The organism is Agrobacterium salinitolerans (assembly GCF_027498475.1).
GTDB lineage: Bacteria > Pseudomonadota > Alphaproteobacteria > Rhizobiales > Rhizobiaceae > Agrobacterium > Agrobacterium salinitolerans.
Genome location: NZ_JAPZLN010000006.1, coordinates 57,572 through 82,730 on the forward strand (window position 1 = coordinate 57,572; position 25,159 = coordinate 82,730).

Genomic DNA, 25,159 nt, shown 5'->3' on the forward strand with positions numbered 1-25,159 from the left:
CATCATCTAAATTACAGAAGTGCTCACAAGCCCGAGCTAAGTTAGGCTGCTTCTCCTGAGTAGTGCCGTTTGAGATAGACTTCCATCCCCAACTGAATTTGCGCGAACCAAGGTCCTGACAGACTCATAACAAGCGCGCCGCGCGTCCACACCGTCTGGTGGCATTGCTGGATGCCTGTTGAATCGAGCGATGACGTGACTGCTCCATCGCCTCGGGTAGGGGAATGCCTCGGTTCGCCGCCTCGGCCAGATACCTGACCGCAACCCATGGGCCGAAAACTCCCCGCTCTCCAACCCGGCCATCTCCACCCTCTGCTTGATAACGGCGTTGACCGACTGCGGATCGAGCGCCCGCCGCGAAATTGTCCCCCAGCGCCCGCCCCCCCCCCCGAAACACGCTGCCCTTGTCGATCTTCCCCCGCCGCCAGCCAGGCATTCAACGCCTCGACAGGCCGGCCGGTGAGATAGACGACTCGTCCTCCTCGCCTGACGTCGTTTTGGTACGGCCAAGATGAATGGCGAGAGAGGGGAGGGGAGTGCCGCCTTCGGTCTCGATCGGAGCTTCCACGGTCAGTTGTTCCAGGCGAAGGCCTGCGATCTCGCTGCGCCGGCGGCCGCCGGAGGCAAAGGCGACCATCAGGATCGCCCGGTCGCGGAGATCACGCGGGCTTTCGGTCGCGCACGTCACCAACAGCTTGGCCAGCACGTCGCCGGTGACCGCCTTTGCGCTTTTGCGGCGGCGTTGCCGCAGGACGGCGCGCACATCCAGACGAACGGCGGATTCGAGGGCAGGGGAGCCGAAGGCGTCGGTAAGCCCGCGCCATCTGGTCAGTGTCGACCAGTTCGCCAGCCGACGGAGCACGGTCGCCGGCGCATGTGGGCCGGCGGACTTGAGGAATCCCTGGTGCCGGAGGTTTTCGGCCACGTCTGCCGGGATGCCGTGATCTGAATCGGCAGTACGTTTCTCCGGATCCCACAGGTGATGGGTGACGAATTTCAGGAGCAGCGCTTCGGGCGCCGGCCAGGGTAGAGATTTTCCGGAGGCCGCCAGACCCCAGGCTTCGAAATAGGCGAGATCGGAGGTCAGCGCCCGGAGCGTATTGTCGCCCATGCGCTGTGTGGCTTTTAGCTAACAATTTCAATTGAAGCGGAAAGCTAAAAATCCGACACGCAATTTGCCCCAACGAGTTCATAGTGAGCAGGGGAGGGGCCTCAAAGCCCTGTGGCTTTGGTGAGATTGACGCGAAAGCGGTCACGCCGGCGCTGGTATTTCCGCGTCATTTCCGCACTGGCATGGCCGAGCTGCTTCTGGACATAGCGCTCGTCGACCTCCGCGGAGGAGGCCAGACCGGCGCGCAGCGAGTGACCGGAGAATTTTGCCGCGCGTTCGGCCTCGTTGAGGTCGCCCCTGACGCCGGCGGCCAGTGCCGCCTTTTTGACGAGACGGGCGACCTCGCGATCGTTCAGCCGGTCCGGTCCGACATCCTTGCCCTGGCCGCGGACGCGGCGGAACAGCGGACCCTTGGCAATCCGGGCGAACTTGATCCAGGTTTCGATAGCGAGAACCGGACAGGTCGCATCGGACGAGCCGCGGCCGACTTCCACCTCCCGCCATCCGGTCTTGCCGCGCAGGGTGACGAGCAGGCCCTTCTCGAGGATCTCGATCCAGCCGCGCGCGTCCTCGCTCTGGTCGCGGCCGATATCGAGCCCAACGATCTCGGAACGGCGCAGACCGCCGGCAAAGCCGATCAGCAGCATGGCGCGATCGCGCAGGCCGCGCAGGGTTCCCCTGTCGAGCGTTTCCAGCATGCCGATCAGGTCTTCGGGCAGGAGGGCTTCCTTCTGCCGCGGCGGGGCGGCGTGCGTGTTGCAAATGCCAGCCATTACGGTGGCGATATGACGGTCCTTGCGGTCGAGCGGCGTGCCGCGCTGGGCGTAGCTCCAGGTCAGCGCCGAAAGGCGGCGCTCGATCGTCGTGACGGAGCTGGGCTTGCGATCGGCCGCAGCAGTGCCGGACGCGAGCGCCGTAATGTACAGGCCGACGGTGTGCGGATCGGGCGGTAGGGGCGCGAGACCCTGGCGGCGGCACCAAGCGGAAAAGTGCTTCCAGTCGGAGGCGTAGGCCTTGCGGGTGTTGGCGGCGCTCGCCGCCTCGACATAGGTACGGGCGCGTTCGGCGAGCTGCTCGAGGTGCGCCGGCAAGGTCCGCGCCTCCGGAAGAGGGGAGGGGAGGCCAGCGCTGGCCGTCGAGATGCCGACCGCCATCTGCGGCGCGGCAATAGCGTCGCGAGCGGTCGTGCTCTCAGACGGAGAGGAGGTCTCTGTGGCGTGATTTTCGTCGTTTTGCTCGATGATATGGGCCATTCTTTATATAAAGAGCAAAACGTCCGATAATGCAAGATTATCGGACGTTATATATCCGCGACAAGCGGTGCGGTTTAGGCGGATAATGCTGGACTAAACCGCTCACCTAATCTACACTCCGTCGCATGGATTCGTTCGACCCCTCCGCTCCAACCGCCCCCGCCTGGTCGCCCCGCATGCCGGGATGGGCACTGCCGCGTGGTCGCGACATCACTGAATCCGACGCCGCCTTCGCCGCCGGTATCGCCCTGAAATCGCTCGATGATCTGATCCGCGCCGATCCGCCGTGGCTCGGCTGCTGGCGCGATCGCCTTGCTCTCAAATCAGCTGCCGTCGCCGCCAGAATGCTTGGCCGCAATGAAGAGGAAACCGCCATTCGCGACGCGATTTTGCTCACCGCGCCCGGCAACGATCCCGGGCCGGCCGGAAAGCTGTTTCTTGCCATACGAATGCTGACGCGCCAATCCGGGACGATTGCCACGCCATTCGTTAAGGAGCTCTGCGCGCTGCTGGGGATTGGCTGGGAGGATGCTCTTGTCTCCGTCCCGGATTTTGTCGATACGGCGATCCAGTCCGGGCGCGCGGCACCCCTCGCAGTTGCCGAGCTTGTATCGGCGATTACGACCATTCGCCCGGACACCGAGGTGCTGTCGCTTGGGCTCGCCGAGATCGTTCTGGCGCTAATGCTGAACTGGCCGAAACCCGTACCGCTGCTAATCCCCGAGCGGTTTGGCGAGGCGTTCCGCACCATCGGCGGCCGTGGTCGCGTCCGGTCTGGCGAAGCGGCTTATCCGAGGGCGATCTGCCTGGCTTTGATGGATGGTGTGGCGGCGGCGCTGCGATCTGCCGTGGAGATCGATCGAAGGGCAGCGCGGTTGCTGGCTGTGGCACCAAAGCTCCGTACCAGGGGCGCCGAGCCGGTGATCCGGCGTTTGCTGTCCGACGACGCTATTCTGGCGTCGGTCCCAGGAAGCGAGCTGTCGCGCTGGGCAGCGAACCGGCTGTTCGATCGGCTCGAGAGTTTTGAAGCGGTGCGCGAGCTGTCCGGCCGCTCCTCCTTCCGCATCTTTGGATTATGATGATGAGGGGAGCGAGCGCGACAAAAACCACACTGCGTCGGGCAAAAGACCGACAGCAAGATGTCCTGTATGATCGCGAGCTCGAGGACTTACCGCAAGAACTTCGTTGGCGGGAATGGATGCTGCGGATTGAGGCGGTGATCTTTGCCTCGGCTGAGCCGGTCAGCCGCGAGACGCTGGCGCGTGTGGTGGGAAAGGATTGTAGCATTGATCTGTTGATCGACGATCTCGTCGAGGAGTTGCGGGATCGGCCTTACGAGCTGGTGTCGGTCGCCGGCGGCTGGCAGCATCGCACCCGGCCGCGGTTTGCCGAGACGATTCGCGCGTCTTCGGCCCCGACAAGGGGAGGGGCGGCGGCACTCTCCGAGTTCGAGGCGATGGTGCTGATGGCGGTGGGATATTTACAGCCGATTACCCGCGGCGAGCTGTCAAAGATCTTTGGGAAGGAGGTCAGCCGTGACGTCGTTGGTAATCTGCGCGGGGCGGGTTTTATCGGCTCCGGGCCACGCAGTCCGACGCCAGGCGCGCCCTATACTTACATAACGACCTCACACTTTCTTTCGGTCTTTGGTATGGAGACGTTGCGTGACCTTCCCAATATCGAAGCGCTCGAGGACGCCGGCTTGCTGAGCAGACGTGCCGTTCAAGATGATGTCGCCTTCGATCCAACTGAAGGGGAGGCAATGTTCATTGAATGAATGAGGGCAGCGTACTTCTGCATTTGCGACCCGGACGAAGGCGCTGTGACGGGAGCAAACTGCAGAATTTCGTCTTGGACAACCGTGCTGTCTTCCAATGGTCCGTCCGAGAGACCTTCTAAGGCGAAGTCCGAATGGGAAACAGGTCCCCGCCGTAGTGGTGAAGCCTGGTGTGATGGCGACGGCATAGCCATCGGACGTTCAATGGCTCGTCGTATTGATCGTGATGAGCATCGACGTCTTCATCACCACAGACCTCACACGTGTTCTTTCTCAGCTCGCCCGCCTTCACGGCACGCTGCACCAAGAGGTGAGCCTCATATTTTGCAGGATTAGCACGCCGCCAATTCGCTTGGCGGGTATCTGTCTTTAGCATCTATCTAGTCTTCCCGATCAGTTCAGGGTGTAGCGCTTCCAGGGTATCGCCTGCATTGGCACCCGCGACAGAAAATTAACAAGATCACGTCGGCCACGATATGTCGGTACGCCCCTGCTGTTTTGTGCCATGAGAACAATCGGCACGCCCGGGAATGCTGGCTGGAAGCTATATGCAACGTCGTCGGCCTGATGGCCGCTGTTCAAAACGTGCGGCTTGACGATGACTATGGCGAAGGTGACGCCCTGCTCGCGAACTAATGCGCCTTCAAACTGCATTTCTTCTCTCCTTTGATGAAGAGGCCGCCTCACTCCAGGCGGCCTCAGGTTTTAGCCACGCGGCGGGAACGGGTCGCGACCGTAGGAATCCTTGTCCCGGATTTGTCCGTTGGGACGGTGGATGACGACTTCGCTCTGCTGGTTGATCGCAATTTTGCGAGCAGCGGCAGCCGCGTCGGCCTGCGTTCCATGGGTGGAGGTCACTCGCTGATTTCCAGCGCCCCGCACGGCCCATTCGCCGTTATGGGGAACCACATGCTGATTCTTCCTTGTCATTGCATCAGAATCTTTTTTCTTGAGTGCCGTAAGAGTTTACATTAAGGAAAATTTAATTGTCAATATGGCTATTGTGGTTTACGAATGGATGACGAATTTTTACGCATGGAGTGATCATGACCATTGAGATGAAAAATGTGCTGGAGTTGGCCGACGCGGCACTTTCCGCTGACTACACGCGCGTACGCAGAGCTGCGAATGCGCTTGCGCGAGATCTCGACAAGAATGGTGAGACTTCCATTGCCAAGGAGCTGAAGGCCCTGGTGCGCAAGAGGGGGGTGCCTTTGAAGGCGTCTGGCTACGTGGAATCGCTGCCCGTGGACTCGAAATCCCGCTTGCCGCTTGTCGAGGAGCAGACCTGGCCCGATACGCCTATTTTTCTCAACGAAGGCGGGTGGCATGTGTTCAGCGATTTCATCGCGGATGCTCGGCGCATTGATGACTTGAGCGCCAAAGGATTGGCCTCACGTCTTGGGCTTCTGCTCTCTGGCCCGCCAGGAACAGGCAAGTCTCTCCTTGCCGGCCATATCGCTGCGCAACTGTCTCGTCCGCTATATGTCGTCCGGCTCGACTCGGTCATCTCCTCTTTGCTCGGGGACACCGCCAAAAATATCCGCTCGGTGTTTGATTTCGTGCCGGCGCGAAACGCCGTTCTTTTTCTCGATGAGATGGATGCAGTCGCAAAGCTGCGTGACGATCGTCACGAGTTGGGCGAGCTCAAACGCGTTGTCAATACCGTCATTCAAGCGTTGGACGGGCTAGACCCGAGCTCGATCGTGGTTGCTGCAACCAATCATGCGCATCTTCTTGATCCTGCAATATGGAGGCGGTTTCCTTATAAAATTGAACTCGGTCTTCCGGATGAAAGCGTTCGCGCTGACCTTTGGCGCCATTTTCTCTTCGAGGACAAAGATGAGGAGAGGCGCGCCGAGCTATTCGCCGTCGTGTCCGAAGGGTTGTCGGGGGCCGATATCGAAACGATGAGTCTGTCGGCGCGGCGTCATGCCGTTCATGAGTCGCGTGATATTGATTTTGGAGCCGTCGTTGTGGCTCTGCTGGAGCCGCGGTCAGGCCGTACTGTCCCTGTACAGCGGCAGCCATTGGATGCGGAGCAGAAACGCCAGGTTGCAATAGCCCTCAAGGAGAAGTACGCCATTGGGGGCGCGGATACCGCCCGCATTCTCGGAGTGTCGCGGCAAGCCATTTACGCTTACCTGAAGCAACAGGAAGGGGAGGTGTAGTATGGTGGAGCCTAGAGACCAACCTCTTCTCTATCCCGTTCTGAGCCTTCAGATGGATCCGGCGCTGCGGAGTCCGACGGGGCGTGGCAAAGGCATCGACAGCATCGTCAAGGAGCGGCTCGGCCGGCAGCAGGACGTGCTCGCGAGCGAAACACGCGACATTTATGAACACCGTACAGAGTTGCCCACATACTCGGGTTTGACGCACCTAGTCGTTCGGATGTTCAGTGAGGATTCCCTTGCTCCAACGCACACCCCCGATGACTTGTTCTCGCAGCGTCATGGATGCAGGCTAGTTGCTCCTCTTCCTGGCGGCTATTTGATCGAGGCTGAAGTCAAAGAATTGCCTCGCCTCCTTCGCGCAATCGAACATCCAATCGGCTATGCGGTGCAAGCCGACATATCCCGTGTTTCGTCTCTCGGACAATTTGATGCGAAAAGTCGTCTGCGCGGTCGATCGTTCAATGAGCTCTGGAATTCCGCACCGGAAGATGATGACGGACGCTTGTTCGTTGTTTGGCTTGCGCCGTTCCGCGATCGAGATGCCAAGGCCGAAGTCCTCGAGCGTATCCAGCGCTTTGCCAATGAGAGGCTGGTCATGCCGACATTTACCAGCGTGCGGCTCACGCTCGGAACATCTGAGGAATCGGAAGAACCGCGTTCTCTCACGACACCACGACAATCCAGCATTGCAAGGGCAATGCGAGATTATCGAAACACCGGCGTCGGACGCGCTGCAGTTCGAATTCCGAATAAAGAAGGGTTGAGACAGCTCATTGCGTCAGGCGCTTCTTATCGCATTGATCCTGTGCGGCCGATCAGAGTGGCAGCACCTGGCGAAGGAGCGGAGCCTCCTGCACCAGTAATCGATGAGAATGCTCCAATCGTTGCCGTCGTCGATGGCGGTCTGCATGCGCGAAGCTACACCGCAGCTGAAGCTTTCAGGGCGACACCTTTCGTCACGAACGCCCAAGCCGACAAGCCTCACGGAAATAGCGTTAGCTCCCTCGTTATCCATGGGCACGCCTGGAACAAAAATCGCTCGCTGCCTCAACTAAACTGCCGTATCGGAACTGTTCAGGCCGTCCCCCATCGGAACGCCAATCGGCGCTTTGATGAGCGGGAGTTGGTCGACTATCTGGCGGAGGTTGCGCGTCTTTATCCAGAAGCGCGCGTCTGGAACATCTCTGCCAATCAGGACGGCGCCGGTTTGGATCCCACCGAGGTCAGCGTTCTCGGCCATGAAATCAGCCTTCTCGCGAGATCGGCGGGCTTCCTCCCCGTCATCTCTGTCGGAAATGTCACCCCAGATAACAATTCAAGACCTAATCCCCCAGCAGATTGCGAGGCGGCGATTGTCGTGGGGGGCCGTCAGGCGCTTGCTGACGGTACGCCGGGTGACAGTTGCCCCGCATGCCTGCCAGGTCCCGGTCCTGACGGGATGATGAAACCGGACCTGTCGTGGTTTTCGAATCTCAGGATGCTGGGTGGGGTCGTGGATACGGGAAGCAGTTACGCAACGCCGTTGGTATCGTCTTTGGCAGCCCACACCTTCGATAGCTTACGGGAACCAACGCCGGATCTGGTTAAGGCTCTCCTCATCAATTCAGCCGAGCGAAGTGAGCACGATCCCAACCTCGGTTGGGGAACCCCGTATCAAGGGCACCTCCCTTGGACCTGCGCGCCCGGCAGTGTCACGCTTGCGTGGCGGGCACAACTCGAGCCAGGAACCGCATACTACTGGAACGATATTCCCATCCCTCCCGAGCTGGTGCGTGACGGAAAATTGTTCGGACGCGCCAGCTTGACCGCTGTTTTGCGGCCTCTCGTGTCGCCGTTTGGCGGCGCTAACTACTTCGCTTCCCGCTTGGAGACATCTCTGGCGTATCAGTCGGGAGCGGATAGGTGGCCGTCGCTACTTGGCTCAATGAAAGAGTCGACGCTTCCGGAAAACGACGCTCGCGATGAACTTCGCAAATGGCAGCCTATCAGACGGCACTGCAGAGACTTTTCAAAAGGGAGCGGACTTGGCTTTTCCGGACCATACCTGCGGCTTTACGCCCGCGTGTTCATGCGTGACCTCTACCAATTTGGGTGGACGCATCACAGCCAAGCGGGCGCGCAAGAAGTTGCGTTCGTGCTCACCCTTTCAAGCGCGGACGGAGAGAAGTCGATTTATGATTCAACAGCTCGTGCGCTCGGAAACTTCGTTGAAAGCGCCGTCTTGAACCAAGACATCGAGGTCTCGAATGAGATCTAGCTGGTCGGTGTCCTCCGGATTTGCGATTGGGCCCTTGCAAGCGAGGCAGATGCGTGAGGCGTAGCCGCATTTCCATCGGTTTTTCCGAGAAGGAATTTGCCGAAGCGTTGGCACCCAGGGTCGCTACCGTGGGCACGAGGCCGGTGGATGCCGTTGAACAACTGCTCACACAAATTCTCGTCGAAAATCTTCGGCAGCAAACAGCTTTGGCGCTCCGGAAGATCCCCTCGGTGAAGCTTCACTCGATGTATTTCAAGGAGCGCTGTGCATCCTTAGCGCGGCTTGCGGACATCGGGTACGACACCTGGTATGCCGAACTGGCCTTTTCCACAACCAGAGAGAACATGGTTGACGGCGTTGAGATTGACACACAGGGTTTGCACCTAAGTCCCATAAATTGTGGCCCTGCAGGGCTGATCACACACCGACTTTGGTCGAAGCAGCTAAAAACGCAAACCAATCACATCCTGCGTTTGAACCACGTGACGATTCCGCCCAGCACGTTTCTTGAAACCAAGAAAATGATGGAGGCGATTTGCCTTGAGCAGCCGCTGGTCGCGAACCCTCGACCTGGTCCGCGTACGCAAGGCTATGAGTTTGGGATCGAGGGCTTTGAGTTTGTTGCATTCGATCATTTAGTTACCGGGAAGCGTTGTTTCTGTTCATGCGCTCGCCTAGCTCATGAAAAGATGATGTCAGAGGCTATAAGGATTGCATCTCATTCAGGCGCATGGACCCATCAGGTTGTTCGATTGTTGTCGGATGCGACCTACATCGACGAAATATGCCACCTGTGTATCGCCCGTCGCTCGGGACCGGAGGCTGCTGCCAGCTTCTACGGTGATGATATTGGGGAATTTATCACGCCGTATATCGATCAGCTGATGTTGATGTCTGGAATGGACAAGTCCACTGCGCGTTCCGAAGTCCAGTACACTCTTGGTGTTCGCCGATGGATGAGGGAGGCAGAAATGTACAGTCTGGTGAAAAAGCTATTTCCCGACCAAGTTATCCTGAGGGAGGCGTCGCCCCCATGGCTGGGGCGCCAACGATTTGACGTGTATCTGCCCGCCATCGGCCTTGCTCTGGAACACCATGGTGAGCAGCACTACAGAGCCATTACTGCATTTGGAGGAGAAGTGGCGCTAAAACGTAACATGGAACGCGACGCCTTAAAGAGAAGTCTCTGTGAACAAAATGCCGTCCAACTTGTCGAGATTCGATTTGATGAGCAAATGACACTACCGCTTCTTCGCCGAAAGCTGCGGCGTTTCATTATGGCCTAAATGTATCAATGACGGCCGCCTTCACGGCGATAATGTGAGATATTGATTTCAGTCGCAGCCTGGGGTGTAAAATGTTCTACGAACGCGGATGTAACAGAATATCTCGATTATCATCTTGCTTCGGAACTGGAGACCGATTTCGCGATTATGTTGATCGGCCCTTGGGGAGCTGTAACGATGCCAGTCACGAGAGTTGAGCGAATTGTCGGCGGCCTGGTCATCGGACGTGTCGAACGCGGCTCCGACGGCTACTACGCCTGTCATCATTTCGGATCAAACGTGGATCCCTTACCCCTTAATACCTTGGACGATGTTGCGGACTTCCTTCGAGCTCATCCTCGCGGCGGCGTGCGAATGTATCCAGGTCGGAAGAAGATTTCTCGCAACATCTATATCGATGGAATTTTCCTTCGGTGACAGGTGCGCGACCGCCGTTGTCCTGATAGTTTTGGAGGTCGCTACTCCCGATGCTGACGCATTGAATGTATCAGGCTTTCATGCATTACGGATCTCCTAGGAACGGTGGGCATTATGCGAAGAGACGAGGTTGGGGAGGACCTAGTGTCTCTCGCCTTTGACTTTCTCTATTTTTTTGCGCGTTTCGAATATGCGCTCAAGGCCAACGGTTACCTAAAGAAAACAGAGCCAGGTCAGCCCGCGGAGGCTGGGTGGAGACAATTTCGAGAGCGCTGGGAAGGAGATTATAAAAGCAGCGAAGCCGCTGTGGCGTTGATCGCGGCTAACCCGAAAAAGCAGATCATTGGCGACGATGGAATGCTGGCGTTTAGAGCTGTGGGTTTTCCCGCCAGTACTTGTGAGCTTGGGCAGGTTATCGGCTATTGCCAGACCGTCCGTAACAACCTCTTTCATGGTGGGAAGAGCAGTACCGACGGCTTCGATAGCCCGGAGCGTACGAAATGCTGCTTTCCATCGTTCTCGTCGTGCTCGAGGAACTGGCCAGCGCTTTCGATCTTGGTGCTGACTATACCGGCTACTACTAAAACGCTCATCGATGAAGAGTAGACGCAGGCGCTTGATAGGCAGAGGCGTGAACGTGGAATGTCGTTCAAGAACGCAGCAGGCGTGATTTTTTACTAGCCAACCTTGATGTGCATCAAAATGTGCATATATTGTGCATAAGATTGAGCGGAGATTAGGCATGGCGCAGGCTCAGACAGTACATTCATACACAGTTGTTTCCGGCTTTGTTGATAGCCTTCAGGAACCGCGGACGCCCTATATTTCGCCGTCTCGCTTGTCAAAGGCGCTCGGCGTCAAAGTCGCAAACCTTGCAGAATTGACCGGTGTCCATCGCAATACCCTGCGCAATCCCTCCTCCGAACGCTTGCAGGGCAGGATGCGGGAAATGATCAAGGCGATCTCTGCGGCCGCCGAGCTGACTGGTGATCTTGCGAAGGCAATCTACTGGTATCGAAATGAACCGATTGCCGATTATGGCCATCGCACGGCCGCGGAGCTTGTTGCCGATGGTGAGATAGAGGCTGTTCTTGCCTATATTCGGGACCTGGAGAATGGAGCGCGCGGGTGAAGATTACCCGCATCGGCCCGAACGCAGTCTTTCATCGGTATCTAACACCTAAATGGGCGTTTCTTCCAACCAGCGGCGCCGGGGCCGCTATTGACGGCGGTCGCTTCAATCGACCCGGCGTCGAGGCTCTCTATCTTTCCGAGGCCCCCCAAACCGCGCTCGAAGAATATCGACAGGGCGCGAGCATCACACCGCCGGCGACGCTTGCAGCGTACAAGATCACGCTCAGCGAAGTAGCCGATCTGTCGCAAGGTTTCGATCCGCTTCTTTGGGATGCAGCTTGGTCTCAATGGGATTGTGCATGGCGAAAAATCGCTCGCATCGACAAAAAGGTCCCTCCCTCCTGGAAGTTGGCAGACAAAGTCATTTCATCCGGCCTTCGGGGGCTGCTCTTTCCGTCACTAAGGCACGCTGGCGGAACTAATCTTGTAATTTTTTCTGCCAATCTCATCCCAGATGATGACGTGCATGTTCACGATCCAGACAATCGTTTGCCGCGCGATCAATTGTCCTGGCCGCACTAGCAGCAATAGATGCCGGCCGGCTTCGGGGGAGGGGAATGAAGCGCATTAGTATCAAAAGTGTTCAGCCTGGAGATATTCTCCTCACAGCTCGACCGGGAAAGATAAGCAAATCGATCCGCTTCAGCACGGGGGGCATCGTTTCACACGCGATGATCTGCGTGCAGCATGGTTCGTTTATCGATTCCACCGCGGACGGGGTACAGGCGCGCAACCTGCAGCGGGAGTTGTTCGAGGATGACGAGCAGGTTTTCCATTTCCGCCTGAAGGAAGCTCTCCCCCGCGAGGTACTTTCAAATGTAATCGATTTCGCGCGGGCCGAGATCGGTGCGCGTTATTCTGTGCCGGAGGCCATGCGGTCGGTCGCTGCTGTCCGAAAGCCGAGATCGAAGCGGCAATATTGCTCTCGTTTAGTGGCCCGCGTCTACAGAAACGCGGGCATCAATCTTGTGCCGGACGCAGACTATTGCTCGCCGGAGGATTTACGACGTAGTCGCTTGCTGGTGGAAATCCCGATAGAGACCGAAGCCGTGTCCGAGGAAGAATGGCGTTGGCTCGAAACCAATCGTAACCCGATCCGAGATACACATCAGGCCCACAAAGCCATTCTTGACGTCGCTCGTACGTTCGTTCCGGACTTGGAGAGCCTAAACGAACTCCATGCTTTACTCGTGGTTCGCCCTGAGGCTGATCCGGAGATTGCAGAGGTTCTGCGCGAGAGCGGCTACCTTGATCTGTGGCGCGGTGAAATAGCGGCTCACCCTTGGCGCTACGACCAGAGCCTAATCGCAACGATGTCCGCGCCCGAGCAGATGGCCGACATACGTGAATACTGCATAGGTACAGTGAGCGAGGCTTACAGCGGAGGCGTGCGGTTTTCCATTAACCTCATACAGTTGCAGATGCTAGAGACCCAGCACGGCGGTCAATCCCTCCGGCTGTTGGTGGACCTGTACGAAACTCTTGTGCTTAACGATCAGATCCGCAGGGAGGTCGCGTGTGCGTGGCTGTTGAAGCACTATCCTGACGACCTGAAGAAACAGTTGGAGCAGATCGAGCCGCACAGCGCCTATTGGTATTCGGTCGTTGATCGCGTCGAACCGAAGCTGGCCGCGTTGTCGCGCATGGTCGTCACGGCGGAAGGAAGTTCGGAAGTCTGCTCGTCATGCGGCGACCGGCCAGCCATGTCCTACCGTCTTGCGAATGGCGCTCAGACGATGCCGGGCGTACCCTCCCTGCGCCTGTGCAGCGACTGCATCGAGATACGGCGCGGTATGGGCAACATCCTGATGCCGTTCCTGCATTGACTTGGAAAGAGAATGGGACCGCAAACGAAGGCTGTGATAAAAGAGGATGCGCTGCTTTGGGTGAGTTAGGCCGTTCAGGAAACAGTGTTCTGGACCCAGCGCAACTGCGTCGGATCGAAGCCGTGCATCGCGGCTACTTATTCCAGCACCTCTATGCAGTTCAATGTTTGTTGTCAGCCGCAACCATCGCTGCGCGGGAGATCGCTGTCGAAAGCGACGAAGATGTAGAAATCCAACTCGATGGCATCCGTATCTATGTGCAGGTGAAACATCGGAAAGATGCCCTTGCGTGGGATGATATCGAGGGCGCGATGTCACGTTTTGCGGACCTTGCCGCTGATTCGACGTTAGCCTAAGACCTATCGACCGGCTATAGCCGAAGAAAAATAGCGGGATATATGCGCCGACTCGCCGGCTGTGTTGATGAAGGCTAGCTCGCGCGATCGTGGCCGTACATGCGGAGCCTTTTAACTAGCATCGTTGAGAAGGTGGCGCGTTTGTGATCCTTAATCCCGCCTGCCGTGTTCATGAGCAGATCCGTCAACAGCGCATTCGTTTTTCTGCAATGCACTTGAAGAAGCCGATTGCCGTGATATGGCGCCGTGTCCAGTAAGATTGCCAATCTCTGCGCCGGCGGGAGGGGCCTATTCCCTCGACCATCAGCGACATTTAGATCGCGACAAGTAGCGTCACCTCGCAAAGTTGGAGAAAAAGAGGGTGGCTGTATTTGATCCGCTGGGCTGGCAGGGGCGCTAGCGTTGGCGCTCGTTCATGCAGCCAACCTGCATTTCAAGTGTTGCAAAAGTAATAGATTAGCAGTGGAGACGCCCTTTTCATCTGAGTAAGGTTAGCGTGATTGAAGAAAAATGGAGCTTCTCATGCCGTCCAGCAGCCAACGAACACCTCCCCGAGAATCTGAGTCTGCTCGGGTGAAGAGTGATCCTGCGTCACCAAACCGAAACCTACCTTCCGATGTACTTGCAAAAGTTGCTACCTACGTTCCAACCCAGGATGTGGTCGAAACCGCACGAGATCTCGGAAATCTAGAGCGAACTGGCTCCGCAGGTCGCGAAGCTTTACGTCGAGGCCCTATCGGAATTTATCACGCTCGCGTGAAAAGGATTGGTACATCGGCAAAAGCAGTCTTCGATACAATCATCCCTGGGGAGCAATTGCCTGATTGGCAGGTGAACCGGCCATCTGAAACGGCAAGAACGCGGGCGGTAGGACCACTTCTGAAGTTTCAATCTGAGGCTGGAAAAGCACGATTCACAACCAACATCCTGAACCTCCCTCAGCCTGATCAGTGCGACGCAATTCTGAGCGTGATAAAGCATCTGGACGATCTTGGGGAAGTCAATAAGACGCGCTTAATCGAACGTTCGATCGAAATCTTGCAGCTTGATCCCCCTCTTACTTGGAACCAGGGTCAGAAATGCCCCGCCGCAGACGTATTGGTCCAGGGCGAGAAGCACTTAAACGACGACCAAAAAACTCGGGTACAACACGAGAGGAACAATCGCCCGGAGCTGCTGCGCCTGTTCCGCCGGGCTGTCGCAGACTTTGAGATTGAAAAAAACATGGCGGCGCATCCCCGCAGGTATCAAGACGCGAAAGAACCGGAGGTGAAACCTATCGACGAGGTGATTGACATAATCGAAAGATATAGTCGATCGGTCGTGACGAGAGGGCCAAATGCTATCGGCCTTCTGACGGCACACGAGAGTTTCGTCAAGAACGTCGGTGATGCCTACACCCGTACGCGCGCCGAATTCGATTCATCCTCCCGCGATCGGGACAGATCGGCATTGTCACGGTAACTCTCGGCAGCCGTTCCGTGTTGGCGTGAGTGGAGGGATTACAAGGTGACTTGTCCCCGCTGTGCTCCAGGTTTCATTCGTGTTTGGTGCAGTCAATCGGCATCGGCCTCGTTGCAAGCTGTGCTGGTCCGAGGAATGAGGATTGATTGGCACCCGGAACGGCTTTTCCAAGGGGAAAACGCCAGCCGCAATCCGCAGTAGGGGCTTTCATCGTGAGATTGACATAGGACAAGGCTCGACCGGAGATGTAGAACAGGAGCGCGTGGGCGTGCTGCCCGACGCTCGGGTCGTGCGTCCCAATAGCCAGCCTTGGATTGCTATCGGAGCCGGAAAATCCAACACTTTGTTTGTGTACTTTTCTACCACAGCACTGAATGGTGTGCCGTCCTGCAGCTTCAACACGGCACGATGTTCGAGAAGAAACGGTGGCAGGACCAGTGGTCCTCTCCGGTTCGCAGTTAATTCATTTCCCATGTCCCAGCCTTCTGGTAGAGGAGACCAAAGCAGATTGGAAGATAGGTTGGTGCGGGTGAAGTTAAGAGACTGAACGGCCCTGCCGAACGCTATATCACTGGTGCTCAACGCGTTATTCATTTCCATTGTCAGTCTCGCCGGAACATACCAGTTGTCGGCTTCTGATAGTACGCGATTTCCGCAAACCAGGCGAACGCGGCGATAAGCGATAGGCTCCTCTGATCCCACGGCAAGAAGTTCTCGGATACTGCTATCGGCGGGCGTGTCTTGTACGCGCACGCGCTGGGCAACGATCTTGGAGTCTTCCGGGGCGAGTTTGTGCGCGGCACACCAGCGATCGAGCGTCAAGGTGGCGCTAGGATTTCCCAGGAGATTTGCATTCAAGGTCTGGAGAACTGCGAGCGCCTCGATCCGAGCGGTTGGTGTGTCCGGCCATGGAGAGGCGGTGGAAGATTCTTGTGCCAAGGTATTCGCGGCCAGCACGAGCGCTATAGTCGATGCGATTGCTGTTACCTGCACAGACTTTAAGCAAAAATTCGACATACTGAATTACTCCCTGGATGTGCGTGGGCGAGTTGAATGTTGATCTTGGGGAGGACTGGAAGCATCGCTGTTCGCGGAGTGGCCAGCGGGGCAGTTTGTTCCGGCTTTCGTGTCTGCTCATGCATCTTCCGCCGGCCGCCCAATCGTTCTGATTGTCCACCGTTGAGTTCAGCTCGTTTGGTGTACTGGAACTTCTAGCGTTCCTTCGAGGTTGGTTAAATGTCAATCGTGTTACAAATGTAAAGCATTGCCTTCGGACGCGTTGCCGTTGGATGTCATACCGAAAAAACTACGTTGGCTTCTCATTACTTCAGGAAATTCGAGTGCACTTTGTTTCGGATTAAGACGTAGATGTATGTACCAAACGGCTTTCCCCCGGTCAGTCGCCCACTCCCACCGCATTGACATGGCAATTTCTGCAGTCGGTTATTGTATCACGACAAGCCATACCGCTTTGAGGCGCCAAGGCGTCGTTGGAAGTCGTCATCTCTCGACATTGGCAATGGGGTGCGGGTAGCTTTGGAACATTTGATCTGAATCCGCGTCAGGCGCGGCGCATTCGTAAACGAGAACCGATTCAAGCGTCGCCGCCTTGAACTCCTTCGGCGAGTGGCCGCCATCAGTTCTCATCATCGTCTTTTGCTTTCGAAGTGAAAGCTTCATATTGCTGTAGTGGATAAAAAAATTCACATCCGTAGGCAAAGTCCAAGAGCAACTGTTGAAAAAATGATCTTTGTAGCGCAACGGTTGGTCCCTCGATCTCTGAAGCGGTTGGCAATCTTGTCGATTGCGTGCCGTCGACACCAGCCGGCTCCAGATCCGAGCGGCTGTTTGCAGTACCTGGTTTTTCGTTCAGGCTCATGGTTCAGTCTCCTTGTACAGCTTTCACCCCCTATGCAATCTGAATGTGCTAAAATGATTTGCCGTGGGAGAAGGTCAGTTTCAGCTGTAATCCAACGGGGCTGGATGAATGCGGCTCGCTCTGCATTAGAGGCAGATATTGGTCCGAACCTGCTCGCAAAGTCGGGACAATCCCTTGTTTGCCAAACACTGTCGAGAGTGGTCCTCGCCGGTCGCCGTCAGGGGCCGCGTCTAAACGATAATCTGCGATCCCAGTTCAACAACCCGGTTGGCAGGAAGGTGAAAATAGTCTGATGGGAGTGAGGCCGCATTCGCAAGGAGGATGTAGAACCGGTCCTGCCAGTAGGGCATGCCTGAATTGGCGTCCGGCACCAGCTTGCGCCGGCCGAGATAGAATGAGGTCGACATGATGTCGAACTTCAGTCCGGCCTTGCGCAGCGTCGCGAGCGCCTGTGAGACGTTCTGCGATTCCATGAAGCCGAACAGCAGTTCGACGCGCGAGAAACGCTCGGAAATCTGCTCGACCTTGTAACGGTCCTGACTCGGCACACGCGGCTTGTTGACCGTGCGGATCGTCAGGATGACGTTGCGGTCGTGCAGCACGTGATTGTGCTTGAGATTGTGCAGCAGGGCGGCGGGTGCGGATTCCGGATCGCTGGTCAGGAAGATCGCCGTGCCGGGAACCTGGGCCGGCGAATGTTCGCTCTTGCGCTCGATCGAGCTGACGAAGGAGGCGAGCGGAATATCGGTGTGGCGGGTCTTTTCCATCAGGATCGCAGTGCCGCGGCGCCAGGTCCACATGATGACGGTAAAGGCCGTGGCGATCAGGATCGGGATATAGCCGCCGTCGTGGATCTTCAAAAGATTGGCGCCGAGGAAGATCAATTCGAGTATGACCAGCGGCGCCAGCGCGATCACCGCAACCGGCAGCGACCAGTTCCAACGGGCGCGAACGAATTCGAAGGCCATGATCGAGGTGACGACCATGGCGCCGGTGACGGAGATGCCATAGGCGGTCGCCAGCGCGTCCGAGGTTTTGAAACTCAGGACCAGGAAGATGACGCCGATGAACAGCACGGCATTGACCGAGGGCACGAAAATCTGCCCGGTATTGGTTTCCGAGGTGAAGAGGATTTCCCTGCGCGGCAGGAAGCCAAGGTTGATGCCCTGGCGCACCATCGAGAAAGCGCCTGTTATAACAGCCTGGCTGGCGATGATCGTCGCCGCGGTCGCCAGGATGACAACCGGCAGCAGCGCCCATTGCGGATACATCAGGTAGAAGGGATCCGACATCGTCTCCGGCTTGCCGAGCACGAGTGCGCCCTGCCCGAGATAGTTCAGCGTCAGCGACGGGAAGACCAGCAGGAACCAGGCCCACTGGATCGGGCGACGGCCGAAATGGCCGAGATCGGCATAAAGCGCCTCCGCACCCGTCACCGTCAGGAAGACGGCGCCGAGCACGACGACGCCGTAGAAGCCCTCATGCAGCAGGAAGCTGACGGCATAGTAAGGATTGAAGGCGGCAAGAATGCCGAAATCGTCCGAGATATGCGAAATGCCGGCGGCGGCCATGACGAGGAACCAGACGGCGGTGATCGGGCCGAAGAATTTGGCGACGGCGCCGGTGCCGCGCGATTGCACGACGAAGAGCAGCGCCAGGATCACCACCGAGATCGGCACGATATATTCCGAGAGCCTGGGCGTGACGAGCTTCAGGCCTTCGACCGCCGACAGCACCGACAGCGCCGGCGTGATCATCGCGTCGCCGAGGAAAAGCGCAGCCCCCAAGAGGCCGAGCAGCATCAGGATGGCGGTATGGCCGTTGGCGGTCTTCATCAAAAGAGCAAGCAGCGACAGCGTGCCGCCCTCGCCTTCGTTGTCGGCGCGCAGCAGGAAGAGCACATATTTGATGGTGACGATGATCGTCAGCGCCCAGATCATCAGCGAGATCAGGCTGATGACCTCGAAACGGGTGAGCCCGTCATGGGCCACCGGCTTCAACGCCTCGCGAAAGGCGTAGAGCGGGCTGGTCCCGATATCGCCGTAAACGACGCCGATGGAACCCAGCGTCAGATAGAACAGCTTTTTCGGCGTCATCTGGGATTCGGTCGGATGGCTTTCTGCGGACATGATTTCAACAGGCTCTTCGGAGCCCCAGCCTCCTTTTCCCGCATCGTTTAAAACGCAACAAAGGCTTTCGCAACGGCGTTGGAAAATTGACCGGTCGAAGAATTCTTTGATGATGCAGGCGTTTCTTTGAGGCCTTATCTCATGATCTCAACAGAGCTGAAACGTCGGATCGAGCTTCATCTGTAACGCTCACAAAGTTGCAAATCCGTTCGGCAAACTGATGCGCTGATCGAGGACCACTCGGGCTCTTAAAGCGACGAGTTTCGCAGGGGCGGCTTTCAGAATTGCCGATCGCAGACGCGGCGGCATACCAAGCCGCTTTGAACGACTTCAAATCGCGCGCTTCGCTGAGGACGTCAAATTTGATTTCATTTGTAACAGGGGACCACGCGTCGATTGAAATCCGAAGCGCGTTCAACATAAAAACATCGGGAAGACTTCCTTTTGAAACGTTTGGGTCAGCCTGTCATGTTCGTGCGTTCCGATGCTCTCTCCCGTATAAAGCCTTCTGCCACTATCGTTGTCTCGCAGAAGTTTCGCGAGCTTAAAGCTGAGGGCAGGGACGTGGTCCGCCTCAATATAGGAGAGCCGGATTTCGATACGCCCGACAATATCAAGACGGCCGCCATCGACGCGATCAACCGCGGCGAAACGAAGTACACGCCGGTGTCCGGTATCCCCGAGCTGCGCAAGGCGATCGCCTCCAAGTTCAAGCGCGAAAACGGTCTGGAATATTCCTGGGAGCAGACGATCGTTGGCACCGGCGGCAAGCAGATCCTGTTCAACGCCTTCATGGCGACGCTGAACCCGGGCGATGAAGTCGTCATCCCGGCGCCTTACTGGGTGTCTTATCCCGAGATGGTGGCGCTTTGCGGCGGCACGCCGGTTTTCGTTTCGGCCACCCAGGAGCATGACTTCAAGCTTCAGCCGGCGGATCTCGAAAAGGCGATCACGCCGAAGACCAAGTGGTTCATCTTCAACTCGCCGTCCAACCCGACGGGTGCGGCCTATACGCATGCGGAGCTGAAGGCGCTGACCAACGTGCTGATGCAGCATCCCCATGTCTGGGTGCTGACCGACGACATGTACGAGCACCTGACCTATAGCGACTTCAAGTTCGTCACGCCCGTTGAAGTCGAGCCCAGCCTCTACGACCGGACGCTGACGATGAACGGCGTCTCCAAGGCCTATGCAATGACCGGCTGGCGTCGGCTATGCCGCCGGCCCGCTCCAGCTCATCAAGGCCATGGACATGATCCAGGGGCAGCAGACCTCGGGTGCGACGTCGATCGCCCAGTGGGCGGCTGTCGAAGCGCTGAACGGCACCCAGGACTTCATCCCGGCGAACAAGAAGATCTTCGAAGGCCGCCGCGACCTCGTCGTCTCCATGCTGAACCAGGCCAAGGGCATCGTCTGCCCGGTGCCGGAAGGCGCCTTCTACGTCTATCCGTCCTGCGCCGGCCTGATCGGCAAGACGGCGCCGTCGGGCAAGGTCATCGAGACGGACGAGGATTTCGTTTCCGAGCTTCTGGAATCGGAAGGCGTTGACGTCGTTCACGGCTCGGCCTTCGGCCTCGGCGCGAACTTCCGCATCTCCTATGCGACGTCGGAAGCGCTTATCGAGGAAGCCTGCCGCCGCATTCAGCAGTTTTGCTCGAATTGCTCGTAAGAGCGTATCCTCCAGAGGTTATTTTATGAATGGTAGAGTTTCTCAAAAAGTGTCGGAAGAGTCCGGGCCAATGATATCGGCGTCGATCGACCCAGACAACGTTAGTATCGCGGACTTAGATCGGTTCGGCCACGCTATTTTTAAAGAATGGCGGCCGAAGCGGCCCTTCCTCCGCAGGCAGGACGGCGTATACCTCGTACTTAGGGCGGACGATGTATTGGGCTTAAGTAGTGACCCTCGGACCCGTCAGATAGAGACGGAACTGATGCTCAATCGGGGGGTCAACGAAGGAGCGGTCTTCGACTTCGTTCGCTACAGCATGCTTTTTTCAAACAAGGAAACCCACAGCAGGCGTCGCTCTCCTTTTACTCGGACTTTCGCATTCCGGATGATTGAAAATCTACGTCCGCAAATAAGGCAATTGACGGAGATCCTTTTTCGAGATTTGAAGGAGCTTGGTTCCTTCAATTTCGTGGGGGAATATGCTTCAAAGCTCCCAGCCGTTACGATAGCCAGCCTGTTAGGCCTCCCGCCAAGCGACATTCCCTATTTTACTCAACTCGTCTATCGCGTTGCTCGCTGCCTGAGCCCTTCATGGCGGGATGCCGACTTTCCGGACATCGAAAAATCAGCGGTCGAGTTTAAGAACTACGTGCAAGCGGTAATTGACGATCGCCGAACGGATCCGCGTGATGACTTCCTCTCATCCTACATAAACGCAACGCGAGAAGCGGAGGATCTCTCGCCCGTCGAAGGCCTAACCCAGCTGATGCTTATCATCTTGGCTGGAACTGACACGACCAAAACCGGCCTCACTGCACTGACCGGACAGCTTTTGCAACATCGACAGGCATGGGACGCACTGTTGAACGATGGTACTCTCGTGGCCGCCGCCGTCGAGGAGGGACTGCGCTTTGAGCCTCCAGTCGGATCCTATCCCCGTTCAACACTGGCAGATATTGATCTTGACGGGTTCATACTACCCAAAAATAGTCTTCTCGCACTTTGCACCATGTCCGCGCTAAGAGACGAGAAACACTATGTCCACCCTCAACTTTTCGATATTCATCGCAAGCAGATGCGCTGGCATATGGTATTTGGCACCGGTGAACATCGATGCCTTGGGGAAGCGTTGGCTCGTTTGGAATTGCAAGAAGGACTTGCTACGGTGCTTAGACATGCTCCCAATCTCTCGATTGAAGGTGAATGGCAGGCGGTACAGGGTCATGGAGGTGTGCGCCGAATTGCGGAGATGAGAGTTGGCTTCAATCGAGAAAATTGAAGCGAGTTGCTTTCTCTCGTTGGCTGATGGGAAGAAAGCGCATAGGAGTCGCCGCCAAATTCTTGTCGGACCAGCTTGGTTTGTTCGGTCGGTGTTTTTCACCGTGGATGCGGAGTAATGAGAAACTGGGTCAGACCACTGGGCTCCGTTGATTCCGCGAAATCTGCTTAGTTGGATTGGCTGTCAGAAGGAGAGGTGACCGCATGATTTGGGATCATTTATCACCTTCCCGAAGGGTTCTGCTTGATATCAAATCGTGGTCTGTATTGGTACTGGTAATTGCCTCGATATCTTTTGCGGTTCTGGCCATAGGATCTTGGCAAGACAACGAAAGCAACGAAGCGATCCTGACAGAGCTGCAATCGATCGACGTGGATTGCGCGATGCTGCAGCGGAATGTGTTGCGTGCTCACGCCGGCCTTCTTCGGAATTACCATCCTCTTATCGTCCCTCTGGGGCGACTGCGCACGAGCGTCGCAGATTTACAGCAGCTTTTTAGGCGGGCGGGCCTCGACGGGGCCGGTGAATTTTCTGAATTGCTGGCGCGGGTGAAGAGCTCAGTAGATGCGACCGACGCAGCCGTTGCAGCGTTCGGTACGCAAAATGTAATGTTCCAGGATTCGTTGGCGACCTTTAACCAGTCGATAGCTTCGCTTCCGAGGTCTTTGGATACGAGGGATTTGAACTCGCTAGAAGTCGCTGAGTTGGGCTATCTGATGCTCCAGTTTTCGTCTCAGCCAAATTTCGAGTTTGCACGGGAAATCAACCAACGTCTCGACCGGCTTCAGGTTTCGGCGAACGGGGATAAGGCAGGCGTCAAGGAGATCGTTCGCAGTGGGAGGATTATCCTGACTCTACTGCCGCGATTGAAAGACACCGTTGGAGTGATCCAAACTTCTGAAACCATCGACAACACGAAGAAGTTGCAGCGAGCATACCTTGAAGCTTATAGCTTGGCCAGCGCGGGTGAACAGCGGGTACGGGTCTTCCTCGGCGCAGTTTCGGTTTTCTTTTGCTTTTGCATAATTTCCCTAGTCCATAGGTTACATCTGCGAACCAAGGTGTTGACGAGACGACTGGACTTCGAAGAAGTGATCAAAAAGATTGGGCTTTGCTTCGAAGATGCTTCAGAAGCAAAACCGTCGTTGGAATCCTCAACGAATGCCGCGTTGGGAATTATCCAATTATTCTTTGAAGCTCATCAATGCGCGCTGGGACTGGTCAACATCAATGAGAATGACGTTGGCGTCACCTTTTTTGGAAGCACTCCTGCGCCAGAGTGGAACGAACAACGGGTGCGCGAAATTGTTTCCACGGTAGGGGCCGAGGACGGCGGGCGGATTTTCCGAGCCTATCCTCAACGAAAAGCGAGCTGCTTCGGTGAGGACTCTCCATTTCTGTGGGTGCTGCTTGCGTTCAAGGTATCCGATCGAATAGTCGCTGTCTTTGGCCTGGGATTTGATCGAGAGCATCTACAGACGCCGACCGCACGTGAAATGCAGCTGATGGAACTAGCGGCTGCATGTGTTAGCCACTATGCGGTCATTCGGCGCAAGCAGTCCCAGCGAGATATTCTGGAACGTCGTTTGAAACATGCGGAACGGCTTGAAGCAGTTGGTACGCTTGCCGGCGGCATTGCGCATGAATTTAACAACATTTTGGGTGCAGTTCTGGGTTACGCGGAAATGGCACACAACGTTCTGCGCCGTCGTACTCATGCTCGAGACTACATCGATCACATCATTTCTGAAGGCAATCGAGCGCGGTTGATTGTCAACCAGATCCTTGCCCTTAGTCGAAAGCGGGATCGAACAACAAAACCATTCGATCTTTCGGAGTTAGTGACCGTGATCGCGCCGTCGTTACGTGTTGCGTTGCCTCCGGGCGTCGAGCTCGATTTCAAATATCAGAGCGCTCCAATGGTTATCGAAGGAAACTCACTTGAGGTCGAGCAAATACTGATGAATTTGTGCAAAAACTCTGCTGAAGCATGCCGAGAGTTAGGGCGTGTGGAGGTCAGCGTTAGGAGGTCTGTCGTACGGAAACACAAGGTTCTTACAAACGGTACTATTCCCACCGGCGAGTATATCCTTCTTTCAGTTGAGGATAACGGCGCAGGCATAACAGAGGCGGTATTATCGCACATTTTCGAGCCTTTTTTTACTACCCGCGCCCGCAGCGGTGGCACGGGCCTGGGATTATCCACGGTTCACGGTCACGTTAGCGCGATGGCTGGTTACATCGACGTGGTATCAACTGTCGGCAGAGGTACGCGCTTCGACGTCTACTTGCCACCTTCGTCGAAGCAGCCGGTAAATTCAGAGAGTTTTTTTGACCCTGGAAGAATCCCGCTTGGGAACGGCGAGATTGTCGCGGTGGTCGAACCCGACTTAGCCACGCTGGAAATGTACGAGGAAAAGATCGCGGCGCTGGGCTATGAGCCAGTCGGCTTTAACACGTTGGATGGTTTAATCGACTGGGTGTTGGAAGGAAAAGAACCTGATCTTGTTCTAATTGATCAACCGTCTTTGCTGGATGGAGACGGTGCAGGGTCCTTAATCTCAAAGCTGGCAAAAGCGCCCATCATCATTATTGGCGAAAACCAGAAAAATGTTCCCCTTTCTGCGGATCGCGAGGGATCTGCCCGTTTTTTGGAAAAGCCGATTTCAGCAAAGACTCTCGCCTATGTCGTTCGTGCGAATATCAGAACTGAACGAATGGTCGGCTCGAATAGCAGCGGAATCGTGATTGCGTCATAAACCGATACGCCCTCTGAACAGAAGCCGGCCGCACAACGCGATTGCTTATTAATTTAATCCCCAGTCGCGGAATCAGCCGGTCAGTCCCGACATCCGCAACAACGCAACTCCGGTTGCGGCTGCAATCACCGCCAGTGATATACAGGCAAAAAACCGGTAAACCTGCTCTTTTGATGTTAAGAGGAGATGGATCGAAGCGATCATCAGAAGGAAAATCGTCGCAAGTGCGCCATACGCCCAATACTCGTTCGAATAAAGCCATGTTCCCAAAGCCAACAGACCGCAAACAAAAAAAACGAGTTCGAGCTTTTGCAAGACAACACCTCAAAAAGATCTCGTTGTGATCCTAGGACATCGGTCTCGCAGGTCAATACTGCGATCGCGTT

At 56.4% G+C, this 25,159-nt stretch carries 22 protein-coding genes and 2 pseudogenes; 15 read left to right on the forward strand and 9 right to left on the reverse strand.

Annotated elements, in window-relative coordinates:
• Window positions 1-124 precede the first annotated feature (124 nt).
• Both O9X91_RS20260 and O9X91_RS20265 read right to left on the reverse strand, forming a co-directional pair.
• Window positions 125-1,111, reverse strand: a pseudogene (locus O9X91_RS20260) (tyrosine-type recombinase/integrase).
• A 101-nt stretch (window positions 1,112-1,212) separates the two neighbouring features.
• Window positions 1,213-2,364, reverse strand: a complete 1,152-nt coding sequence (locus O9X91_RS20265; protein ID WP_012476015.1) for a site-specific integrase — start codon at window positions 2,362-2,364, stop codon at window positions 1,213-1,215.
• Between the two features lie 125 nt (window positions 2,365-2,489).
• Between O9X91_RS20265 and O9X91_RS20270 the strand changes: the two genes are divergently transcribed.
• Both O9X91_RS20270 and scpB read left to right on the forward strand, forming a co-directional pair.
• Complete coding sequence (locus O9X91_RS20270; protein ID WP_012476016.1) at window positions 2,490-3,443, forward strand: DUF1403 family protein; 954 nt, start codon at window positions 2,490-2,492, stop codon at window positions 3,441-3,443.
• Window positions 3,444-3,445: 2 nt separating this feature from the next.
• Window positions 3,446-4,141, forward strand: a complete 696-nt coding sequence (gene scpB / locus O9X91_RS20275; protein ID WP_077768119.1) for an SMC-Scp complex subunit ScpB — start codon at window positions 3,446-3,448, stop codon at window positions 4,139-4,141.
• Window positions 4,142-4,259: 118 nt separating this feature from the next.
• On the opposite strand, the gene O9X91_RS20280 is transcribed toward scpB, so the two are convergent.
• From O9X91_RS20280 to O9X91_RS20290, 3 genes are read right to left on the reverse strand one after another with little or no spacing between them, the layout of a single operon-like run.
• Window positions 4,260-4,517 carry a hypothetical protein gene (locus O9X91_RS20280; RefSeq protein ID WP_077768118.1) on the reverse strand — a complete coding sequence of 86 codons (258 nt, stop codon included), beginning with the start codon at window positions 4,515-4,517 and terminating at the stop codon, window positions 4,260-4,262.
• A 17-nt stretch (window positions 4,518-4,534) separates the two neighbouring features.
• Window positions 4,535-4,795 carry a hypothetical protein gene (locus tag O9X91_RS20285; protein WP_162854303.1) on the reverse strand — a complete coding sequence of 87 codons (261 nt, stop codon included), beginning with the start codon at window positions 4,793-4,795 and terminating at the stop codon, window positions 4,535-4,537.
• 51 nt (window positions 4,796-4,846) lie between these two features.
• Window positions 4,847-5,071: a DUF2188 domain-containing protein gene (locus O9X91_RS20290; protein WP_077768116.1), complete on the reverse strand. Its 225-nt coding sequence runs from the start codon at window positions 5,069-5,071 to the stop codon at window positions 4,847-4,849.
• 116 nt (window positions 5,072-5,187) lie between these two features.
• Here O9X91_RS20290 and O9X91_RS20295 point away from each other — a divergent pair, with 116 nt between their 5' ends.
• The 10 genes from O9X91_RS20295 to O9X91_RS20340 all read left to right on the forward strand — a co-directional run bounded on the left by O9X91_RS20295 (window position 5,188) and on the right by O9X91_RS20340 (window position 15,055).
• Window positions 5,188-6,312, forward strand: coding sequence for an AAA family ATPase (locus O9X91_RS20295; protein WP_010900329.1), 1,125 nt, complete (start codon window positions 5,188-5,190; stop codon window positions 6,310-6,312).
• A 1-nt stretch (window position 6,313) separates the two neighbouring features.
• A complete protein-coding gene (locus O9X91_RS20300; protein ID WP_202048396.1) occupies window positions 6,314-8,572 on the forward strand; it encodes a S8 family peptidase in 2,259 nt (752 codons plus the stop codon).
• A 53-nt stretch (window positions 8,573-8,625) separates the two neighbouring features.
• On the forward strand, window positions 8,626-9,858 hold the full coding sequence (locus tag O9X91_RS20305) for a hypothetical protein (protein ID WP_077768115.1): 1,233 nt from the start codon (window positions 8,626-8,628) through the stop codon (window positions 9,856-9,858).
• A 42-nt stretch (window positions 9,859-9,900) separates the two neighbouring features.
• Entirely contained in the window at window positions 9,901-10,275 is a 375-nt protein-coding gene (locus O9X91_RS20310; RefSeq protein ID WP_142843416.1) for a hypothetical protein, read from the forward strand.
• 144 nt (window positions 10,276-10,419) lie between these two features.
• Entirely contained in the window at window positions 10,420-10,881 is a 462-nt protein-coding gene (locus tag O9X91_RS20315) for a hypothetical protein (RefSeq protein ID WP_142843417.1), read from the forward strand.
• A 136-nt stretch (window positions 10,882-11,017) separates the two neighbouring features.
• Complete coding sequence (locus O9X91_RS20320) at window positions 11,018-11,407, forward strand: hypothetical protein (RefSeq protein WP_010900332.1); 390 nt, start codon at window positions 11,018-11,020, stop codon at window positions 11,405-11,407.
• Window positions 11,404-11,931: an RES family NAD+ phosphorylase gene (locus tag O9X91_RS20325; RefSeq protein WP_077768113.1), complete on the forward strand. Its 528-nt coding sequence runs from the start codon at window positions 11,404-11,406 to the stop codon at window positions 11,929-11,931. The genes O9X91_RS20320 and O9X91_RS20325 overlap by 4 nt, the downstream gene beginning before the upstream one ends.
• A gap of 35 nt (window positions 11,932-11,966) precedes the next feature.
• Window positions 11,967-13,235 carry a YiiX/YebB-like N1pC/P60 family cysteine hydrolase gene (locus O9X91_RS20330; protein ID WP_012476023.1) on the forward strand — a complete coding sequence of 423 codons (1,269 nt, stop codon included), beginning with the start codon at window positions 11,967-11,969 and terminating at the stop codon, window positions 13,233-13,235.
• A 56-nt stretch (window positions 13,236-13,291) separates the two neighbouring features.
• Window positions 13,292-13,591 carry a hypothetical protein gene (locus O9X91_RS20335; protein WP_077768112.1) on the forward strand — a complete coding sequence of 100 codons (300 nt, stop codon included), beginning with the start codon at window positions 13,292-13,294 and terminating at the stop codon, window positions 13,589-13,591.
• A gap of 522 nt (window positions 13,592-14,113) precedes the next feature.
• A complete protein-coding gene (locus O9X91_RS20340; RefSeq protein ID WP_077768177.1) occupies window positions 14,114-15,055 on the forward strand; it encodes a hypothetical protein in 942 nt (313 codons plus the stop codon).
• A 207-nt stretch (window positions 15,056-15,262) separates the two neighbouring features.
• Here O9X91_RS20340 and O9X91_RS20345 read toward each other — a convergent pair whose 3' ends face one another.
• The 3 genes from O9X91_RS20345 to O9X91_RS20355 all read right to left on the reverse strand — a co-directional run bounded on the left by O9X91_RS20345 (window position 15,263) and on the right by O9X91_RS20355 (window position 19,063).
• Window positions 15,263-16,072: a hypothetical protein gene (locus tag O9X91_RS20345; RefSeq protein WP_010900336.1), complete on the reverse strand. Its 810-nt coding sequence runs from the start codon at window positions 16,070-16,072 to the stop codon at window positions 15,263-15,265.
• 619 nt (window positions 16,073-16,691) lie between these two features.
• Window positions 16,692-16,934 carry a hypothetical protein gene (locus O9X91_RS20350; protein WP_142843418.1) on the reverse strand — a complete coding sequence of 81 codons (243 nt, stop codon included), beginning with the start codon at window positions 16,932-16,934 and terminating at the stop codon, window positions 16,692-16,694.
• Between the two features lie 230 nt (window positions 16,935-17,164).
• Window positions 17,165-19,063, reverse strand: coding sequence for a potassium transporter Kup (locus O9X91_RS20355; protein ID WP_012476026.1), 1,899 nt, complete (start codon window positions 19,061-19,063; stop codon window positions 17,165-17,167).
• A 468-nt stretch (window positions 19,064-19,531) separates the two neighbouring features.
• Between O9X91_RS20355 and O9X91_RS20360 the strand changes: the two are divergent.
• From O9X91_RS20360 to O9X91_RS20370, 3 genes and pseudogenes are all read left to right on the forward strand, one after another.
• Window positions 19,532-20,732, forward strand: a pseudogene (locus O9X91_RS20360) (pyridoxal phosphate-dependent aminotransferase).
• Between the two features lie 25 nt (window positions 20,733-20,757).
• Window positions 20,758-22,014, forward strand: a complete 1,257-nt coding sequence (locus O9X91_RS20365) for a cytochrome P450 (RefSeq protein ID WP_234886495.1) — start codon at window positions 20,758-20,760, stop codon at window positions 22,012-22,014.
• A 203-nt stretch (window positions 22,015-22,217) separates the two neighbouring features.
• Window positions 22,218-24,773, forward strand: coding sequence for a two-component system VirA-like sensor kinase (locus O9X91_RS20370; RefSeq protein WP_010900341.1), 2,556 nt, complete (start codon window positions 22,218-22,220; stop codon window positions 24,771-24,773).
• A gap of 72 nt (window positions 24,774-24,845) precedes the next feature.
• Here O9X91_RS20370 and O9X91_RS20375 read toward each other — a convergent pair whose 3' ends face one another.
• Window positions 24,846-25,088 carry a hypothetical protein gene (locus O9X91_RS20375; protein ID WP_077768110.1) on the reverse strand — a complete coding sequence of 81 codons (243 nt, stop codon included), beginning with the start codon at window positions 25,086-25,088 and terminating at the stop codon, window positions 24,846-24,848.
• Window positions 25,089-25,159: the final 71 nt, after the last annotated feature.

What these genes read in the sequence shown, in the direction of transcription:
- O9X91_RS20265 (WP_012476015.1), bottom strand. Translation starts at nt 2,364, where the DNA reads ATGGCCCATATCATCGAGCAAAACGACGAAAATCACGCCACAGAGACC.
- O9X91_RS20270 (WP_012476016.1), top strand. Translation starts at nt 2,490, where the DNA reads ATGGATTCGTTCGACCCCTCCGCTCCAACCGCCCCCGCCTGGTCGCCC.
- scpB (WP_077768119.1), top strand. Translation starts at nt 3,446, where the DNA reads ATGAGGGGAGCGAGCGCGACAAAAACCACACTGCGTCGGGCAAAAGAC.
- O9X91_RS20280 (WP_077768118.1), bottom strand. Translation starts at nt 4,517, where the DNA reads ATGCTAAAGACAGATACCCGCCAAGCGAATTGGCGGCGTGCTAATCCT.
- O9X91_RS20285 (WP_162854303.1), bottom strand. Translation starts at nt 4,795, where the DNA reads ATGCAGTTTGAAGGCGCATTAGTTCGCGAGCAGGGCGTCACCTTCGCC.
- O9X91_RS20290 (WP_077768116.1), bottom strand. Translation starts at nt 5,071, where the DNA reads ATGACAAGGAAGAATCAGCATGTGGTTCCCCATAACGGCGAATGGGCC.
- O9X91_RS20295 (WP_010900329.1), top strand. Translation starts at nt 5,188, where the DNA reads ATGACCATTGAGATGAAAAATGTGCTGGAGTTGGCCGACGCGGCACTT.
- O9X91_RS20300 (WP_202048396.1), top strand. Translation starts at nt 6,314, where the DNA reads ATGGTGGAGCCTAGAGACCAACCTCTTCTCTATCCCGTTCTGAGCCTT.
- O9X91_RS20320 (WP_010900332.1), top strand. Translation starts at nt 11,018, where the DNA reads ATGGCGCAGGCTCAGACAGTACATTCATACACAGTTGTTTCCGGCTTT.
- O9X91_RS20330 (WP_012476023.1), top strand. Translation starts at nt 11,967, where the DNA reads ATGAAGCGCATTAGTATCAAAAGTGTTCAGCCTGGAGATATTCTCCTC.
- O9X91_RS20340 (WP_077768177.1), top strand. Translation starts at nt 14,114, where the DNA reads ATGCCGTCCAGCAGCCAACGAACACCTCCCCGAGAATCTGAGTCTGCT.
- O9X91_RS20345 (WP_010900336.1), bottom strand. Translation starts at nt 16,072, where the DNA reads ATGTCGAATTTTTGCTTAAAGTCTGTGCAGGTAACAGCAATCGCATCG.
- O9X91_RS20350 (WP_142843418.1), bottom strand. Translation starts at nt 16,934, where the DNA reads ATGAGCCTGAACGAAAAACCAGGTACTGCAAACAGCCGCTCGGATCTG.
- O9X91_RS20355 (WP_012476026.1), bottom strand. Translation starts at nt 19,063, where the DNA reads ATGTCCGCAGAAAGCCATCCGACCGAATCCCAGATGACGCCGAAAAAG.
- O9X91_RS20365 (WP_234886495.1), top strand. Translation starts at nt 20,758, where the DNA reads ATGAATGGTAGAGTTTCTCAAAAAGTGTCGGAAGAGTCCGGGCCAATG.
- O9X91_RS20370 (WP_010900341.1), top strand. Translation starts at nt 22,218, where the DNA reads ATGATTTGGGATCATTTATCACCTTCCCGAAGGGTTCTGCTTGATATC.